The organism is Kastovskya adunca (assembly GCF_059505785.1).
Map to the genome: position 1 here is coordinate 50018 of NZ_JCACLG010000032.1, position 15793 is coordinate 65810.

General features: G+C 48.2%; 13 protein-coding genes. 3 read left to right on the forward strand and 10 right to left on the reverse strand.

The features are described from left to right. Window positions 1-69 precede the first annotated feature (69 nt). The 7 genes from AC5JR3_RS11840 to AC5JR3_RS11870 form a co-directional block, all read right to left on the reverse strand. A complete protein-coding gene (locus tag AC5JR3_RS11840; protein WP_495846167.1) occupies window positions 70-309 on the reverse strand; it encodes a hypothetical protein in 240 nt (79 codons plus the stop codon). Between the two features lie 265 nt (window positions 310-574). Next, complete coding sequence (gene sppA, locus AC5JR3_RS11845; protein ID WP_495846169.1) at window positions 575-2392, reverse strand: signal peptide peptidase SppA; 1818 nt, start codon at window positions 2390-2392, stop codon at window positions 575-577. Between the two features lie 149 nt (window positions 2393-2541). After that, window positions 2542-3570 (reverse strand): type 2 isopentenyl-diphosphate Delta-isomerase, encoded by a 1029-nt coding sequence (gene fni / locus AC5JR3_RS11850; protein ID WP_495846171.1) that lies wholly within the window; start codon window positions 3568-3570, stop codon window positions 2542-2544. 91 nt (window positions 3571-3661) lie between these two features. Further along, a complete protein-coding gene (pyrR, locus tag AC5JR3_RS11855; RefSeq protein WP_495846173.1) occupies window positions 3662-4213 on the reverse strand; it encodes a bifunctional pyr operon transcriptional regulator/uracil phosphoribosyltransferase PyrR in 552 nt (183 codons plus the stop codon). A 152-nt stretch (window positions 4214-4365) separates the two neighbouring features. Further along, window positions 4366-5226: a peptidoglycan-binding domain-containing protein gene (locus AC5JR3_RS11860; protein ID WP_495846175.1), complete on the reverse strand. Its 861-nt coding sequence runs from the start codon at window positions 5224-5226 to the stop codon at window positions 4366-4368. Window positions 5227-5585: 359 nt separating this feature from the next. Further along, on the reverse strand, window positions 5586-6551 hold the full coding sequence (cbiB, locus tag AC5JR3_RS11865) for an adenosylcobinamide-phosphate synthase CbiB (protein WP_495846177.1): 966 nt from the start codon (window positions 6549-6551) through the stop codon (window positions 5586-5588). 198 nt (window positions 6552-6749) lie between these two features. Then, window positions 6750-7193, reverse strand: a complete 444-nt coding sequence (locus AC5JR3_RS11870; protein WP_495846179.1) for an Rrf2 family transcriptional regulator — start codon at window positions 7191-7193, stop codon at window positions 6750-6752. 460 nt (window positions 7194-7653) lie between these two features. Here AC5JR3_RS11870 and AC5JR3_RS11875 point away from each other — a divergent pair, with 460 nt between their 5' ends. Then, window positions 7654-8052, forward strand: coding sequence for an AbrB family transcriptional regulator (locus AC5JR3_RS11875; RefSeq protein ID WP_495846181.1), 399 nt, complete (start codon window positions 7654-7656; stop codon window positions 8050-8052). Between the two features lie 517 nt (window positions 8053-8569). Here AC5JR3_RS11875 and AC5JR3_RS11880 read toward each other — a convergent pair. Then, entirely contained in the window at window positions 8570-10189 is a 1620-nt protein-coding gene (locus AC5JR3_RS11880) for an ArnT family glycosyltransferase (RefSeq protein ID WP_495846183.1), read from the reverse strand. Window positions 10190-10980: 791 nt separating this feature from the next. On the opposite strand from AC5JR3_RS11880, the gene AC5JR3_RS11885 reads away from it, so the two are divergent. Beyond that, window positions 10981-12906 (forward strand): cation:proton antiporter, encoded by a 1926-nt coding sequence (locus tag AC5JR3_RS11885; RefSeq protein WP_495846185.1) that lies wholly within the window; start codon window positions 10981-10983, stop codon window positions 12904-12906. Between the two features lie 41 nt (window positions 12907-12947). On the opposite strand, the gene AC5JR3_RS11890 is transcribed toward AC5JR3_RS11885, so the two are convergent. Further along, window positions 12948-13637 (reverse strand): cytochrome b N-terminal domain-containing protein, encoded by a 690-nt coding sequence (locus tag AC5JR3_RS11890; RefSeq protein WP_495846187.1) that lies wholly within the window; start codon window positions 13635-13637, stop codon window positions 12948-12950. Window positions 13638-13941: 304 nt separating this feature from the next. After that, window positions 13942-14637: an esterase/lipase family protein gene (locus AC5JR3_RS11895; protein ID WP_495846189.1), complete on the reverse strand. Its 696-nt coding sequence runs from the start codon at window positions 14635-14637 to the stop codon at window positions 13942-13944. Between the two features lie 283 nt (window positions 14638-14920). Between AC5JR3_RS11895 and AC5JR3_RS11900 the strand changes: the two genes are divergently transcribed. After that, window positions 14921-15652: a precorrin-2 C(20)-methyltransferase gene (locus AC5JR3_RS11900; protein ID WP_495846191.1), complete on the forward strand. Its 732-nt coding sequence runs from the start codon at window positions 14921-14923 to the stop codon at window positions 15650-15652. Window positions 15653-15793: the final 141 nt, after the last annotated feature.

Sequence of the window (15793 nt, forward strand, 5' to 3'; positions counted from 1 at the left end):
AATATCATTGAAACGGGAGCTACCAATCCGTCGAGAAATGCTTCTAACCACTCAAAACCAACCGCTAGGCTAGTCTCTCTGCTTCACCTGACGGCTAGCACCAACTGCCGCCCCAGCGCCAGCAACCAAGCCAATACTCATCCCTTGAATCGTGCTAACTAACGGATCTTGAGTTAGACACTTCGTAGTAACCTGGGCAGCTTGCAGACATGTATGGCTGTCTATCCAGTTAGAGGTGCCTCCAATAATAGCGCCAGCAGCACTACAGGCGGTAATCAGGACGATAAGACGGTTGCTTTTTCTAACCATAGGTAGATGACAACTTTTGTAGGTTTGAGCAAGGCTTTTATCTAGACTACCCATATTGAGATAAAAAGTCACAGTTTTTGAAAAAACTTTTGCTCAAAAAGTCGTTTTTACCAGAAAAGTTTCTATAACTCTGGCAAACTCGATTCCTAAGCCGTATTGAGCGGCGGAGGTTTGGGTAGCTAGAAGTAAATTTGATTTTCCTAGCTGACGAAGCCTAAAACTCTCGGTTCCCGGCTCCTTATGCCATACCTCCAACGCCTTTCTCCTACTCCATACGCCAATTGAAAGGTAAACGAGCATAAACCCCTCTGGGGTCATTCATCGTTTGTAAAACGGCTAAATCTGCCTTGAATTTCTCAAATTCTGCGGTTATGGGGTCAATCTCTGGCTTCGCTTGCGTACTTTCCTCACCCGCCAACCGTTTTAAAAACCGTGATTCAAAACCGCCAGATTTTGAAGATTTTTGCAGTTCCCAGTCATCGCCCAACTTGGCTTGTTTTGCTGCGTACTGCACGGCTTGCTCAAATCCCCCCAGTTCATCGACCAAGCCGATTTTCTGGGCATCTCGACCCGACCAAACTCGTCCTTGAGCGATTTGGGCAACCTGTTGTTTCGGTAGCTTCCGGGCATTTGCCACCTTTTCTAGGAACTGGTCATAAATTTTGTTGACGGCTTTTTGAGCGATCGCTAATTCTTGGGGCGTCTTCGGGCGCGATACAGTTTGACTATCGGCGTAGCGTCCAGTTTTCACTACATCCCAGGTAATGCCGTTATTATTCGCCAGTTCCTGTACATTGGGCAGCAGACCAAAAACACCAATTGAACCTGTAACCGTGTTGGGTTCGGCAAATACATAATCTGCCCCCGTCACAATCCAATAGCCTCCAGAAGCCGCGAAATCCCCCATGGAAACAATCACTGGCTTCTCTTTTTGAGTTAGCCGTACTTCCCGCTCAATCACCTCTGATGCCGTGGCGCTTCCACCAGGGCTATTGACGCGCAGCACCACCGCCTTCACCGCTTTATCCTGCCGTAGCTTCCGCAGTTGTCTGGCAAGGCTCTCGCCCCCTACTTGGTTGACGCCGCCTTTACCGCTGACAATTTCACCTTCGGCGTAAACAACAGCTATTTTGTTGTCAGAAACGCCAATCTCGCTTTGCTGACTAGAAACTCTGGAATAAGAAGCTAAACTAATTTGCCGGAAGGACTCGTTTTCCTCCTGACGACCGGAGAGCGCTTTGAGTTCTGTCACTACCTCGTCTTGGTAGGAAAGCTGGTCTACTAGACCTTTCTCAAGAGCTTCGTCTGCCAATAATAACCCTTGATTATTGGTAATTTCCTGTAGTTGAGTTGGGGTTAATTCACGACTCTTGCCAACGGTAGCAATAAACTCATACCAAAGACTCCCCAACAGCTTCTCCATCTGCTGCCGATTTTCGGGACTCATTTGTTTGAGAGTGAAGGGTTCAACCGCCGCCTTGTACTGCCCAACGCGGATGATTTGTACCCCAATGCCAAACTTTTCTAAAGCCCCAGCGAAAAATAGAGGTTGGGAGCTAAATCCATTGAATTCTATTGCTCCGGCGGGGTTGAGAATGACTTTATCTGCCAGGGAGGTGAGATAGTATTCCTGTTCTCCCAAATCGACATCGTAGGCAATAATTTGTTTGCCTGCGGCTTGGAAACGTGCCAAGGCTCCCCGCACTTCCTTCAACGTTGCCAAACCTGCCGTCGGGCCTGTGGAGGTCTGAGTACCATCCAGATAGAGAGCAGTAATGCGCGGGTCTTTTGTTGCCTTATCGATGGTGTCTAGAAGGGTAAGTAAGGCGATACGGCTTTCATTGCTCCCGCCGAGAACCTCCCCAATCGCCTCTGTAGTACTGAGAGTGGGGTCGGTGTCAGTGATCGTCATGGCTAAATCGAAAACCAGCACTGACTTGTCTTTCACCTGCGGGCCATCATCACGAGACGCCACCGCGATGATTAAAAAAATTAATCCACTGGTTCCTAAACCGAAGAATAATATTAGACCCGCAAGACTACCAACCAGGCTAGCAAAGGTTTGTTTGAGGAATTGACGCATGGGAGGGGGATTAGGGAGTAGGGATTAGGGATTGGGAAGAGAGATTTAGTGAATTGGTCTCAACAATCAGAACCTTCACTATCTCCATCGCTTCACCAAACCCTGTGATGGCTACGGAAAGAAAGTTGATTTCTTAAAACCCGGTACTTTTATCCTAGTCGCTGGAGAGCTTTGCTATGTTTAAGCTGCGACAGAGTAGCGTTGCCTGTGCAGAAGAGAACGGTAGTAATTTCAGCGATCAGGAGCTGTACTAGCGCGTCAACGGCATTTGTCGATTCAGAGGCGGCTTGAAGGAACGGTAAAGCTAGCCCAGCTAAATCAGATCCTAACGCGATCGCCTTTGCCACATCCATGCCGTTCCGTAAGCCGCCCGACGCAATCAAGGGAACTGTAGGAGCGATCGCACGAATACTAGTAATGCACTCGGCTGTCGGTAAACCCCAGTCGGCAAAGGTTAGCCCCAATCGGCGCTGCTGGACATTTAATGCCCGTTCGCTTTCCACCTTTGCCCAAGAAGTGCCTCCCGCACCCGCCACATCAATTGCTGTGACTCCAGCCTCGATCAGCTTTTGTGCCATCGGTGCGGAAATACCGTTGCCCACTTCCTTCGCAATCACGGGTACGGGTAACTGCTGGCATAAGTGAGCGATCTTATTTAGCAAACCTCGGAAGTTTGTATCACCTTGAGGTTGAATGCACTCTTGTAAAGGGTTGAGGTGCAAAATCAAAGCATCCGCTTCCAGAAGATCGACAACGCGCAAACACTCATCAATGCCGTATTGGTAGTTGAGTTGCACCGCACCGAGATTAGCAAATAAGAGGATATCAGGGGCAAGCGATCGCACAGCAAAAGTTTCCGCCACTTGGGGATTTTCCACCACTACCCGCTGAGAACCCACCCCCATTGCTAGCTGATAGCGTTGCGCCACCTCCCCTAGGCGATAGTTGATCATCTGCGCTTGTTCCGTACCGCCAGTCATCGAGGAAATTAATAGCGGTGCGCCTAATTTTTTCCCTAAGAACGTTGTTGTGAGGTTAATCTCACTGCGGTTCAGTTCTGGCAAACAACAGTGGGTAAATCGGTAACGCTCCAATCCATTTGTATTGGCGTGAAATTGTACATCTTCATCCAGACAAATCCTCAGGTGGTCTGCCTTCCGCGTCTGGGTTTCTCTCATTAGCTCTCGCAGGTTAACTTGACAATCTTGATTGTCCCACCCTTGAGAACGTCTCCTAATAGAGTGGCAAATCGTTTCCTAATCACGTTACTCACAACTCTAAACTCAGCTCTTTGGTCAACTCCACCGCATCTCGTCCATCCACATCTTGCAGATAAACCTTCACCTGCTCTTCCTTGGCGGTGGGTAACTTCTTACCTGTAAAGTCTGGACGAATGGGTAACTCGCGATGTCCTCTATCCACCAAAACGGCTAACCGAATCACCTCTGGTCTGCCATATTCTGTCACGGCATTTAACGCCGCGCGGATAGTTCGTCCTTTAAAAATCACATCGTCTACTAACACAACCGTTTTCCCAGAGAGGTCGAAGGGAATCTCGGTTTTCGCGGGCGTCCGAATACTAATTTGATCTAAATCGTCGCGATAAAAGGTAATGTCTAGCGCCCCCACTGGGACTTGTACTTGCTCTAAGACTTCAATTTGTCGCCCTAGTAACTGTGCTAGGGGTACACCTCTGGTGTAAATGCCCAACAGTACTAGCTTTGAAAGATTGCCCGATTGTTCAACAATCTGAGAAGCAAGACGGGTGATGGTGCGGCGGAGTTCTTCTGCTGAGAGAATTTCAACGACGTTGGCAGGCATGGAGGCAATATGTCAGCTATAGATCTGTCTAGTCTATATCTTGTCGAATTAGCTCTTGAGAAGGAAGTGATTACTCGCCCACTTATAAAGCAAGATCCCCAACTTTTTGAAGAAGTCAGGGATCTAAAGTACTAACTTACAACTCAGTCAAATTAGTAGAGTAAGTTAAATGTGTTGCGTCCAACGATGCCATCAACAGGTAAACCATTTCTGAGTTGCAAATTTCTCACCGCTGCTTCGGTTTGGCTGCCATAGAAGCCTGTGACAGGTCCATCATAAATTCCGAGGGTACGCATCCGATTTTGGATATTGACGACATCGGGCCCGCTGCTACCGCGTCGCAGGCTGCCGGGGAAAGTTCCACCGACACCGCCGCTACCGCCACCGCTGGGAAGATCTCGGAGAGCGGTAAGGGTGCTAGCTCCAGCAATACCATCTACCCGTAGTCCTTGCGATGCCTGGAAATTTCTTACGGCTGCCTCGGTTAGGCTGCCATAGAAGCCTGTGACAGGCCCGTTATAGTAGCCTGATGCTTTCAAGCTTCTTTGCAGATTCGCCACGGCTTGACTGTTACTACCACGCCGCAGGGAACCCTGAGCAGGATTACTCGGTATGGGTGTGGCTCCACCACGATTTTCTAAAGCTGCCAGGGTTCTGCTACCTGCAATGCCATCGGGCGTGAGTCCATTAGCGCGTTGGAATTTCACTACGGCAGATTGGGTGAGGGAGCCATAGAAGCCTGTGACAGGGCCGTTGTAGTAACCTGCTGTGATCAGATTCTGTTGCAAGTTTGTGACCGAGGTTCCCTTGTCGCCTCTTTGAATCGCCAGTGCATTACTGGTTACACTCATGATACTGAGGGCAAGAGCCACTGACATGACACGAATCCAGGCAGAGCTAGAAAGATTTTTCCGGCTCAGGTTGGTAAATAGTTTTAGATTTTGGGCAGGAACGTTAATAGTTTCGGAATTTTCGTAAGCGGAAGAAAGATGAAGGTAGCCGAGAGTGTCCATGGGTTTTCGTCCTAAAAATTGTTGGAAAGATTGTTTGTCATCTAAAGAAACGAGATGACGTTTAAGAAGATCAAATACTCTAGAAGTGCGGCTGTGGAGACTGTAGCTGTTGGCATTTGGTCAAGAAGCTAAAGCTCTGAGGCGTTGCTTGATTGTGAAAGTTAGCTTCAAAACGTTCTCAATGAATTCCGCAAACTGAAGAAATTTTCTTCCGTATATTCCGTAAGGAAAACTATGAAAACGCTGGAGCTACTTTTCATTTATATCCTTTGACAAAGGTAAACAACATCACCCAATGAATTCACCCATTTGGGTTATAGGGGGATGGAAAGGTACTCCGAAATACTACTAGGTAGAAATTACAGAAAGCCTAAAAGGGCGATCGCTAACGCTACTCCCAGCCAAAGTAAAAAACAATACCGCGTTAGCCGCAAGGCTTGGTAAATTTTCAGGGGAGTAATTGCCGACTGATCATCTCCTAGGAGGGGTTTTTCTTTGGCGACCCCGTTATACCAGTTCATTCCCCCTACCTGCACTCCCAAGACAGCTACATAGGCGCACTCGCTCCAACCAGAATTTGGGCTGGGGTCTTTCGGGGCATCTCGGCAGCACAGACGCCAAACTTGGATGGGGTTTCCTGAAAACAGGGCTAAGGTGAGGACGGTTAGGCGGCAAGGTAACCAGGTGAGAACATCTTCAAACTTGGCACTAAACCAGCCTAAATCGGTGTAAGGTTCCTGGCGGTAGCCCACCATTGAATCTAAGGTGCTTGCTGCTTTGTAGGCGAGGGCAAGGGGAACGCTACCAATTGGGGGGACAAAGGCTCCGACAATGGCATAAAACAGCGGTGCCATCACGCCATCAGTGGCGTTTTCTGTTACTGTTTCTAAGACTGCCCGGAGGATTTCTGAGGCTGATAAGTTTTCGGTATCTCGACCGACATAGCGACTGAGGATGGAGCGGGCTTCAGAAATTTGTCCTGCTGTCAATGGTTGCAGTACCTCCATAGCGGCAAATCTTAGACTCCGCCCCGCAAAACAACTGGCTAGTAAGATAGTTGCGATCGCCATGCCAAATAGCGGGTGAATCCAGCTTGCTGCTTGCACGATTAACCAGCCTACTACCCCACTCCCGCTGATTAAGCCGACACCTAATACAATCCCTGCTACTCGGCGTCTGTAGCGCCCTTGCCAGTGATTGAGGCTAAACGCTGTGTAGCGAGAAATTATTCCACCCATCACCTGCACCGGATGCAACCATCCCCAGGGATCGCCAATGATGTAATCTAAGCCCGCCGCGATCGCTAAAACAGTAATGGCGCTCACAAAATTTCCTTTGACGCCGGAAAAATGATTGGGTTGGCTAATGACTTAGGACTGACGTACTGCAAACGGATAAACCCCTGTTTAGATCCCCTAAATATTCCTTAAAAAAGGGACTTGCTTTAATCCTGAGCTAATGGCAGTCCTGGCAATTAACAAGCCGCCATCAACCATCACATCCAGAAATGGTATAACAACTAACTAAACAACAAAGCTTGTTTCTTCCCCTTGGGCAGCTTGCCAACTCCGAGCATCGTAGTAGAGGTCGGCAAGGGTAATACTGTACAACGCTTCTTTCAGTTTTTGGTGCAACCGATGCCAGAGAGTAAAGGTTACCCAATCTTCAGCTTGAGCCGCATCTGGAGTGTGTCGAGGGAGCGGTTCAATGGTTTCCCCGACGGCTTCTAATATTTGTCCGAGGGAAATTTGTACAGGCGATCGCGCTAATTGATAACCACCACTGGCACCACGTACTGAGCGTACTAAACCCGCCCGACGCATCTCAATCAGTAGCTTTTCTAAGTAAGGTGCAGGTAAATCTTGTCGAGTAGCGATCGCATTTACAGATGTTGGCCCAAACTTTGGTTGAAGGCTTAGATCTAGCAAGGCTTTGACGCTGTAGTGTCCGCGAGTTGTAAGCTTCATCCTGTTGAGTAAATTGCTGTTCTCAGTGATTGTTTAGCTAGGGTTGGTATAACTACAGTCTATATAAATAAGCAACATTGGCTTTACTGGTACTTTTCCCGGAGAAGTGTTGAAGGCTTACCGTAATTTTCCTTAAAGAAGGTTGGTAATCGTGTCAATCTCAATGACTTATATTTATCTGTCGTCTGAATATAACGCTAACTCAATGTGTCAGCAGAAGTCTATATCACTTTTTTCTGACAGTGATGCAGCAAATCAGTAATATCATCTGTTGTGAGTCCATAGAAGTTGAGCGCATATTAGAAACTTTACTTAAATAAATCGAGTTGACGCTCTTTGTATAATATAGTTGTATAGTTCTATGTGCTGATATTAAACATCGATTTTGTGATCTTTGCTTCTATCAGCCAAAGACAAACGCGCTTGCCACATATAATTCTCTAATTTTCGATTCAAGTTGATGGCTAAAAAGAAAAAAATGGACCCGTTAGAGGGTGAAGCACTGATCAAGAAAGTCAAAGAGCTGGAAAACCTCAGTAAAGAGGAAAAAGCCAGAGCTTGCGGCTACTACACCGTCACTAAAAACGGAGTAGACCGCGTTAATATGATGAAATTCCTCAATGCCTTAATTGATGCTGAGGGAATTGAGTTAGATAGCAAAATTAACGGCAACGGACGTGGAGGGCGCAGCGCCAGTTATCGAATTAGCGTGCAATCCAACGGTAATCTGCTTATTGGCTCGGCTTACACTAAACAGATGGGCTTAAATCCGGGGGATGAGTTTGAAATCACCCTAGGAAGAAAGCACATTCATCTTAAGCAACTGGATGAAAAAGGCGAAGTTTTAGCGGAAGTCTGATTCACGCCCTTTGTCAAAAGACAAACTATCCAATCAACGCAGCGGTGTATGGAGTGAGGGAGAGAAGACTAGCAACGGTGTCAGCTAATGAATCGCTTAATTGCTGCTCACTTAGCCCCCTGAAATAAGTCGGTGAAAACCATTTAGATGCTAAGGCTCTGTAGTCTCCCAACTTCCTGCTTATCGTTATCTATTAGTTGGCTTTGAAAACTACAAAACCAGTTAGATAAACGCGGATGATGCTCAAAATCATCTGCGTTATTTTGCTGGTTGTATTGGGAATAGTGCTGAGTTGGCGAGGAGCAGGGGAGCAGGGGAGCAGGGGAGCAGGGGAGAATCGATAACCCCTAACTTCATACTTCACCCTAGCCTCCGGCAACGGCTTCGCCGAACATACTTCATACTTTCTCCCCGACTCAGGACTCAGGACTCAGGACTCAGGACTCAGGACTTTTTTCATACTTCATCCTTCATCCTTCATCCTTCCCCTCATCCCCCCAACTCCCACTGTGACGCTTTAGCTTCCTGGCTGAGTCTCTTTTGTCACTAATACCCAGTCTGAGGCAGTACCAACTCGTCTGACTGATTCTAGGTGCAGTTGTTCAAGAGAGGTGATATTCAGGAGGAAGTAAGGTTCTGTGTCTTGCCAGTACTGTTTCAGTTCGGAATTGGAGGCGGGAGTGACTGTGCGATCGCTATAAAAATTCAGGGAAGGACGCTCATAGGCAAAAGACGTATAAACAGTCGCTCCCGTAGGTGTACCTTGCAAAACCAGTCCCGCCACCTGTTTAACAGGGTAAGACTGCTGAGATTTCCACAGCCAGTGGGGAGAGGTCATAAACAGCAGCAACGAGACGTACATGCCCCAAAACAAGACCAAAATAAATTGCGAGTCCCGACGGGCAACCAAAAAGGCGGCAGTGAGCATTGTTAAGGCAGTGCAGCCAAAAATTAGCGATAAAGACCGATCTGCTGAGTCCAAGACGCCAAAATAAACGCTTCCGGCAACACCACACAGGGCTAGCAGCATTAAACCCGTGCGCCAGACGCGAGGATAAGTTTGATAACTCGGCAGATTCCAGGTTTCTGCAAGTTTGGCACCAGCCGCAAGTGCCAAGGGAGGATAAACGGGCAGGATATACCAGGGTAGTTTAGTTACCATCAACGAGATCGCAACAAAGAAACTCACCGCCCAGACAAGGACTAGCTTTCCCCAGCTCCAATTGCGCTCCTCCCACGCCAGCCGTAATCCATAGGGGAAAAAGATCAACCAAGGGGCTGCATACAGAAGGATTTCTCCTAGGTAATACCAGGGCAGAGCGCGGCGATCCTCTACAGAATCCCAAATGCGCCGCAGAGAGTGGTTAACGACCGCTTCTTTGAAAAATTCCTGACCGTATTGGAACCATTGGGCAGCGTACCACGCGATCGCTGGCATACCTCCCAAAATCAAGCCACTCCAAAAAAAGCCAGAGGTGAGCAGTCGCGGGGTATCCCAAGCCAGAAAACCCAGCACCATCGCCAGCCAGAACAACGCGACAATTCCTTTACTCAGGCTCAGGAGTGCCAAGCCGAATCCTGCCCCTAGGCAAAAGCGTAAGTCACGACGCGATCGCAACACACACCAAACCGTCAACAACCCAAAGCACAGCATCGCGCCCTCTGGCATTGCCATCCTGCCATAACGAACAAAAGACAACAACGTCAGATAAACCAAGCCCGAAAAAATGGCGCTCAGACGGGAGGGGAAAATTTCTCGCCCAACCTTATAAAGCAATGGCACCGAAATCGCACTGAGGAGCGCCCCTGGCAAGCGTGTTGTCCACTCATTGACACCGCCAATCTCATAACTCCAAGCAATTAGCCAGTGCAACAGTGGCGGGTGTTCAAAATAGGGAACACCATTAAGAGTGAGGTAAAGCCACTGCCAAGATAGGTCTGGAGTCCGCCAGATTTCACGAGCGACTAACGCCACTGTTGCTTCTTGCCAATCTCCCAGTGGTGGAGTCCCCAGATTAATTCCCATTAGCAGCAACGCCGCTAGGAATAATCCGCCAATCCACAGCCCATCAATCCAACGTTCCGTTTGACGAATTTGATTTCCAGCGCGACCCCATGCAAATGTTTGACGATTCATCCATCTTTACCAACAATCCAGAATGCTACTTGCTGTCAAGGGCGGCTTAGCTTAGTCTTCAACTCACCCGACTAGCAGTTGCTCGCTGCCATTAACCAATTATGAAGGAGAAATTCCCTCACCTTGTAGCGTCATCGTAGCTTGGACGGGATTTGTTTTAATAAAAAGTGATGCGGTGAAGTGAAAAGTAGTCCGAGATTTGGAGTCAGTTTCACACCAAACATTTTCAACCAATATAGCCTGCGGTAATGCTGGCGCTGACGCGATTGTAGTGCAGGGAGCCTAACTAGCAATTGTTGTGCAGTGGACTGTTCCTCAAAAAAGCAAGTGCTAGAATACCCGGAATAAACTCAAGCAACTTGCTGCCCTTGGAGAGCGATCGCCAACGCCTGCCGCTTCAATATCAAAAAAATCTTCCTCAGGCTAATTATCACTCGGCATTCAGCAAATTAACTCAGGCTTATGAAAAATTTGACACAAATGAACCTCAAACAATTTTGTCGGCGCTTGAATTAGCCTTCACATTGAAGCGGATGGAGAGAGGTTCTGATAACAGTTAATTAAACAAGTTAGATAAAAGTATATCGAGAGATTGTTCTTCGCCTATTCTGATAAGGCTAGTATGAATGCCTAAACTGGTTGAACGTTGTACCCTATTTAGGAGACAGGCATAACGCCTTTTTAATGTCAAATCATCCACCTCATCTGTACCGTTTACTTAACAAACCTTGCCTCTGGGCAAAAAAGTTGAGGTATGAGATTGGACTTGCTCACTTGCGACCATAACGCATATGGAAGGATCGTTTGAACTGACCTTGCAGATAGTAATCGCCGTTCTTGCAGGCATCAGTGCCCAAGTCATCGCCGAATACCTACAAGTGCCTAGCATCGTCTTTTTATTGCTATTTGGCGTTTTGTTAGGGCCCGATGGACTCGGTATTTTACACCCCCAACTCTTAGGAACAGGCTTGGAGGTAATTGTTGCTCTTGCTGTGGCAGTAATTTTGTTTGAGGGTGGACTTAACCTAGAACTGCGAGCGTTGGGTAAGGTTTCCGGCAGCCTCCGCAATCTCGTGACCATAGGAACGCTGATCACCCTACTGGGCGGAGGAATGGCAGCCCACTGGTTGGGAGAATTTCCCTGGTCAATTGCCTTTCTCTACGCCTCTTTGGTGGTTGTCACGGGCCCCACCGTCATTAGTCCCTTGCTCAAACAAGTGAAGGTCGATAGCCAAGTTGCCACCCTTTTAGAGGGAGAAGGCGTCTTAATCGATCCGGTAGGAGCGATTCTAGCCGTCGTTGTGCTGGACACGATTGTCAACAGCGACGCTGGGCCGATCGTGGCGGCTAGTGGTCTGCTGATCCGACTGGGGCTGGGAGTAGGAATCGGTATCAGTGGTGGCTGGTTATTGGGTTTCTTTCTCAAGCGTGCCAAATTTTTGTCAGAAGACCTGAAAAATTTAGTGGTTCTGGCAGGGTTGTGGGGGTTGTTTGGGTTAGCTCAGATGATTCGCAGTGAATCTGGGCTGATGGCGACGGTGGTGGCGGGTATTGTCCTGAGAGGCTCTGCGATTCCCGAAGAGCGTTTACTGCGTCGATTTAAAGGTCAGTTGACTGTTCTCGGTGTCTCGGTTCTGTTCATTTTGCTGTCGGCGGATTTATCTATTGCGAGTATTTTCGCATTGGGTCGCGGCAGTGTGTTCACCGTATTCACGCTGATGTTTGTGGTGCGACCCATCAGCATCAGTTTGTGTACGTGGAATAGTGGGATGAATTTACGGCAAAAGCTGTTTTTGTCTTGGGTGGCTCCCAAAGGAATTGTCAGTGCTTCTGTGGCGTCCCTGTTTGCTATTATCCTGACTGACCGGGGTATCAATGGTGGTGATTCGATTAAAGCGTTGGTCTTCCTCACCATTATGATGACGGTATTTATCCAAGGATTAACAGCGCGTTGGGTGGCGAAATGGTTGCAACTCAATCCAGAGGAAAAAGCAAGCGGGGCGGTGATTATTGGGTGTAATCCCTTGAGCCGTCTGATTGCTCGCTTATTCCAAGAACGAGGCGAGACAGCTGTACTCATCGACACCGATCCGGAAGCTTGTAAGCAAGCCGAAAAGGAAAATCTACGGGTTTTTCAAAGTAGCGGATTAGATATTGATGTGTTGGAAGAAGCCGGATTGGAGTCGATGGGGACTTTCCTGGCAATGACTAATAATGGTGAGGTGAATCTTGTGTTAGCGCAACGGGCGGCTGAGGAGTTTCAGACGCCGCGAGTGCTGGCAGTATTTCCTCGCGATCGCCAAGCCAGTCCTGCCCTAAATAAGACAAAAGTCGGTCAAGCTTTCATTCCCCAACTGCCAATTAAAGCCTGGAACCAATATCTTTCTGATGGGCAAGTAAAACTGGGTACAACATCGCTTAGAGAGCCAGGATTTGCCTTCCAACAAGCCCATTTACGCGCCTTGATTCGTTCAGGAGAACTTCTACCCTTGCTGGTGGAACGGGACTCACGATTTCAAGTAGTCCCTGCAACTGAAGATTGGCAGATAGGGGATCAAATTATTTACCTGCTTCACGATCCCAGACCAAAGTTGTTAAAACGCTTATCTGGAGGAAATACCTCATCGCGCCTTGCCTTAGAAAAGTTGCCGGAAGTGGAAGAAGTTCCGATTTCTTGTCCTATCTCTGATGCAGCAATTGAGGAAATTGTCTCTTGAACAACTCTTTGCCCACAGGGTTGAAACCTGGGGCAATGATGTTAGTGAGTTTTACTACCTGTAAAATTGCGGTCTGTACTGGTGGCATTTTGTTGATCTAATGACTCTGAAGCTGCAAGGATTGCTGCTAGGTTGCTCTGAAGCCGTTTGGCTGCGGTTTCTTGCAAGACGAGTCCTCCTAAATGGATGATGGCGAGGGCGATCGCGCCGACTGACAAAATGTAACTATGCAGCGTGTAGAAGTGTTCTACGCTGGTTGTCCCGACACCACCTCCACCTGTAAGGATGTCTCGAAGCTGATTCCCAATCACAGGTAGTTCTTCGATGGTGCCCAACTCAATTTTTAAGCGCCAGTAGCCTTCCTGAGTCCAGCTCAGAAGCATGGCTGTCCAACCTAATGCGATCGCATTCAAGATGAGTACAATGCCGCTAATCCAGGCAATTAACCAACTGGTACGGAACTGACGCCCCAAAAACATCACCACCATCTGAATTAGAGCAATACCAATTACCCAATTTCCGGCGATGTTGTGAACATCCCGAATCAACCCGCCACTTGGAATTTCTTCACTGATACGTCGCAGAGACTCATACGCCCCTCCTGCTGTCGGCTCGTAGAAAAAAGCAATCAGAATACCAGTCACCCCTGCTGTAACACTCAGAGCCAGAATCGAGACTGATAGAATCGTTGCCAGGCGTTGCAGAATAAATCTGTAGCGTGCGCTATTCATAGCCTTTGATTTGTAAAGTTTTGTTTACATCTCTTTACAAGCTAACGAAGGTATCTAGAAAGACCATGGTTCTTAAAGCCTATTCACTAAGGAAGAGGTGATGGGGAGCAGGGGTGCAGGGGTGCAGGGGTGCAGGGGTGCGAGGGAGAGAAAAATCGATGACGATTAGCCATTACTCCAATCGCCTATTTCACCCTTCATACTTCACCCTTCATACCTCACCCTTCATACCTCACCCTTCATACTTCACCCTTCATACTTCACCCTTCATACTTTCTTGCCGACTCAGGACTCTCTTCACCCTTTATGCCAAATAAGACACCCACTCCTGCAAAGGAGCATCCGAACCGTACCAAATTCCAGTGCGTCTAGGAGAGTGTAAGACATCATCTAAGGTAAGATTAATTGCTCCGTCTAAATGGGCGGCTACAATGGGCGTGATGCCATCTCCCCAGCAGTTACCCACGCCACAGGTTAAACGGTAACTGTTGTAGGCTAACCAGTGACCTGGACGTTGCTTTCCGAAAATCGCTTTACCCGCAACACAGACATACTGTACGTCGGGATAAAATGCCCCTGGATAGTTATTATTGACAAAATTGAGATTGCGTTTTGTCCAGCGTTCCTGGCTTATATGGGGAGTTCCCAAGGTGACTAGCTTGGCAACGCGAGAACGAGAATTCCACAATCCCTCCTCAGACATGTCGCCGTGGATGTCATAGGGTTTTTCTCCTAGGTAAATCCGGGCAATCCAACCGCCTGCGGAGTGGGCGATTAAGTTCACTTGCGAGGCGTTGTGAGATGAAAGCATGTGTTGCACAGTGCGATCGATTTGCCGCAAAATCGGCACCATTGAGCGTCCGCCAACCGTAGGAAACCAATCGCCACGTCGTAGGGGTACTGTGGTGGTGGGAAAGCCTCGCTCCCTCAGAGATTTTTCTAACTCTAAATATTCAGTCGCTCCGGCAAAGTAGCCCGGTAAGATGACGATCGGTAACATTGATTTCTACGTTGCGTTTTAAACCCAGCATTACGCACCGACCTAGCGATCGCAAGTGGGGAATGAAGAGTGAAGGGAGTCCTGAGTCGGTGAGTGCTGAGTCGGTGAGTAGGGGAGAAAGGATGAAGTATGAGAGGTTAGGGGTTATCGCTTCTCCTCATCTCTCTAAACTAAGCACTTGTGCCAATTAAAATTAAAGGTCTTAGCATTTAATTTCTGTTTTTGAGTCAGACTACCGATTGCGGTCTGTTCGGTTACGTTGGGGAGAATTTGAATCAAAGTTGTGCAAATTGGAACTTTATTTGGAATTAGTGTGGGGCCGGGCGACCCGGAGTTAATTACTCTCAAAGGTTTGCGCTTGCTCCAGCGCGTGCCGATTGTGGCTTTCCCGGCGGGTATTCAGGGGAAACCAGGGGTAGCGCAGTGTATTGTTATGCCGTGGCTGAGAGAGGAACAGCAGCAACTGCCGTTAATGTTTCCCTATGTGCAGGATGAGGAGCTGCTGACTCAGGCATGGCGGGTGGCAGCTGAGGAAGTTTGGCACTATCTCCAGCAAGGGCAAGATGTAGCGTTTGCCTGTGAAGGGGATGTCAGTTTTTACAGTACATTTACTTATTTGGCGCAGACCCTGCAAGAGTTGCATCCGGAGTGTGTGGTGCAAGCAGTGCCGGGGGTGTGTTCTCCAATGGCAGCCGTAGCGGCTTTGGGGGTGCCGTTGACGGTGCGTTCTCAGCGGTTGGTGGTGCTGCCAGCACTGTATGCGGTTGCAGAATTGGAAACAGCTCTGGATTGGGCAGATGTAGTGGTACTAATGAAGGTAAGTTCGGTTTACGAGCAGGTGTGGGAAGTGTTGCAGAAGCATCAGCTATTAGAAACCGCCTTTGTGGTGGAGCGGGCGACTTTACCCAATCAGGTCATCTACTCCAACTTACGCGATCGCCCTCACTTGAAACTACCCTACTTTTCTCTGTTGATTGTGCAAGTAACTCAGACGCTTGTCCTTAACTTTTCTTGATATCGCTCAACGGCTTTTCTATCAGTGTTATTTCAGCACCAGCCAGCTAAAAAATTGGCAACTATATCAGTCCGTTCTAGAACGGCTGAGACTATCATTAAAAGTTTGAAATGCATCATAACGCGATCGCATTAAACCTCT

Bases quoted from the DNA above. Each gene is read 5' to 3' on its own strand.
- AC5JR3_RS11840 (WP_495846167.1), bottom strand. From the start codon at position 309: ATGGTTAGAAAAAGCAACCGTCTTATCGTCCTGATTACCGCCTGTAGT.
- sppA (WP_495846169.1), bottom strand. From the start codon at position 2,392: ATGCGTCAATTCCTCAAACAAACCTTTGCTAGCCTGGTTGGTAGTCTT.
- fni (WP_495846171.1), bottom strand. From the start codon at position 3,570: ATGAGAGAAACCCAGACGCGGAAGGCAGACCACCTGAGGATTTGTCTG.
- pyrR (WP_495846173.1), bottom strand. From the start codon at position 4,213: ATGCCTGCCAACGTCGTTGAAATTCTCTCAGCAGAAGAACTCCGCCGC.
- AC5JR3_RS11860 (WP_495846175.1), bottom strand. From the start codon at position 5,226: ATGGACACTCTCGGCTACCTTCATCTTTCTTCCGCTTACGAAAATTCC.
- AC5JR3_RS11870 (WP_495846179.1), bottom strand. From the start codon at position 7,193: ATGAAGCTTACAACTCGCGGACACTACAGCGTCAAAGCCTTGCTAGAT.
- AC5JR3_RS11875 (WP_495846181.1), top strand. From the start codon at position 7,654: ATGGCTAAAAAGAAAAAAATGGACCCGTTAGAGGGTGAAGCACTGATC.
- AC5JR3_RS11880 (WP_495846183.1), bottom strand. From the start codon at position 10,189: ATGAATCGTCAAACATTTGCATGGGGTCGCGCTGGAAATCAAATTCGT.
- AC5JR3_RS11885 (WP_495846185.1), top strand. From the start codon at position 10,981: ATGGAAGGATCGTTTGAACTGACCTTGCAGATAGTAATCGCCGTTCTT.
- AC5JR3_RS11890 (WP_495846187.1), bottom strand. From the start codon at position 13,637: ATGAATAGCGCACGCTACAGATTTATTCTGCAACGCCTGGCAACGATT.
- AC5JR3_RS11895 (WP_495846189.1), bottom strand. From the start codon at position 14,637: ATGTTACCGATCGTCATCTTACCGGGCTACTTTGCCGGAGCGACTGAA.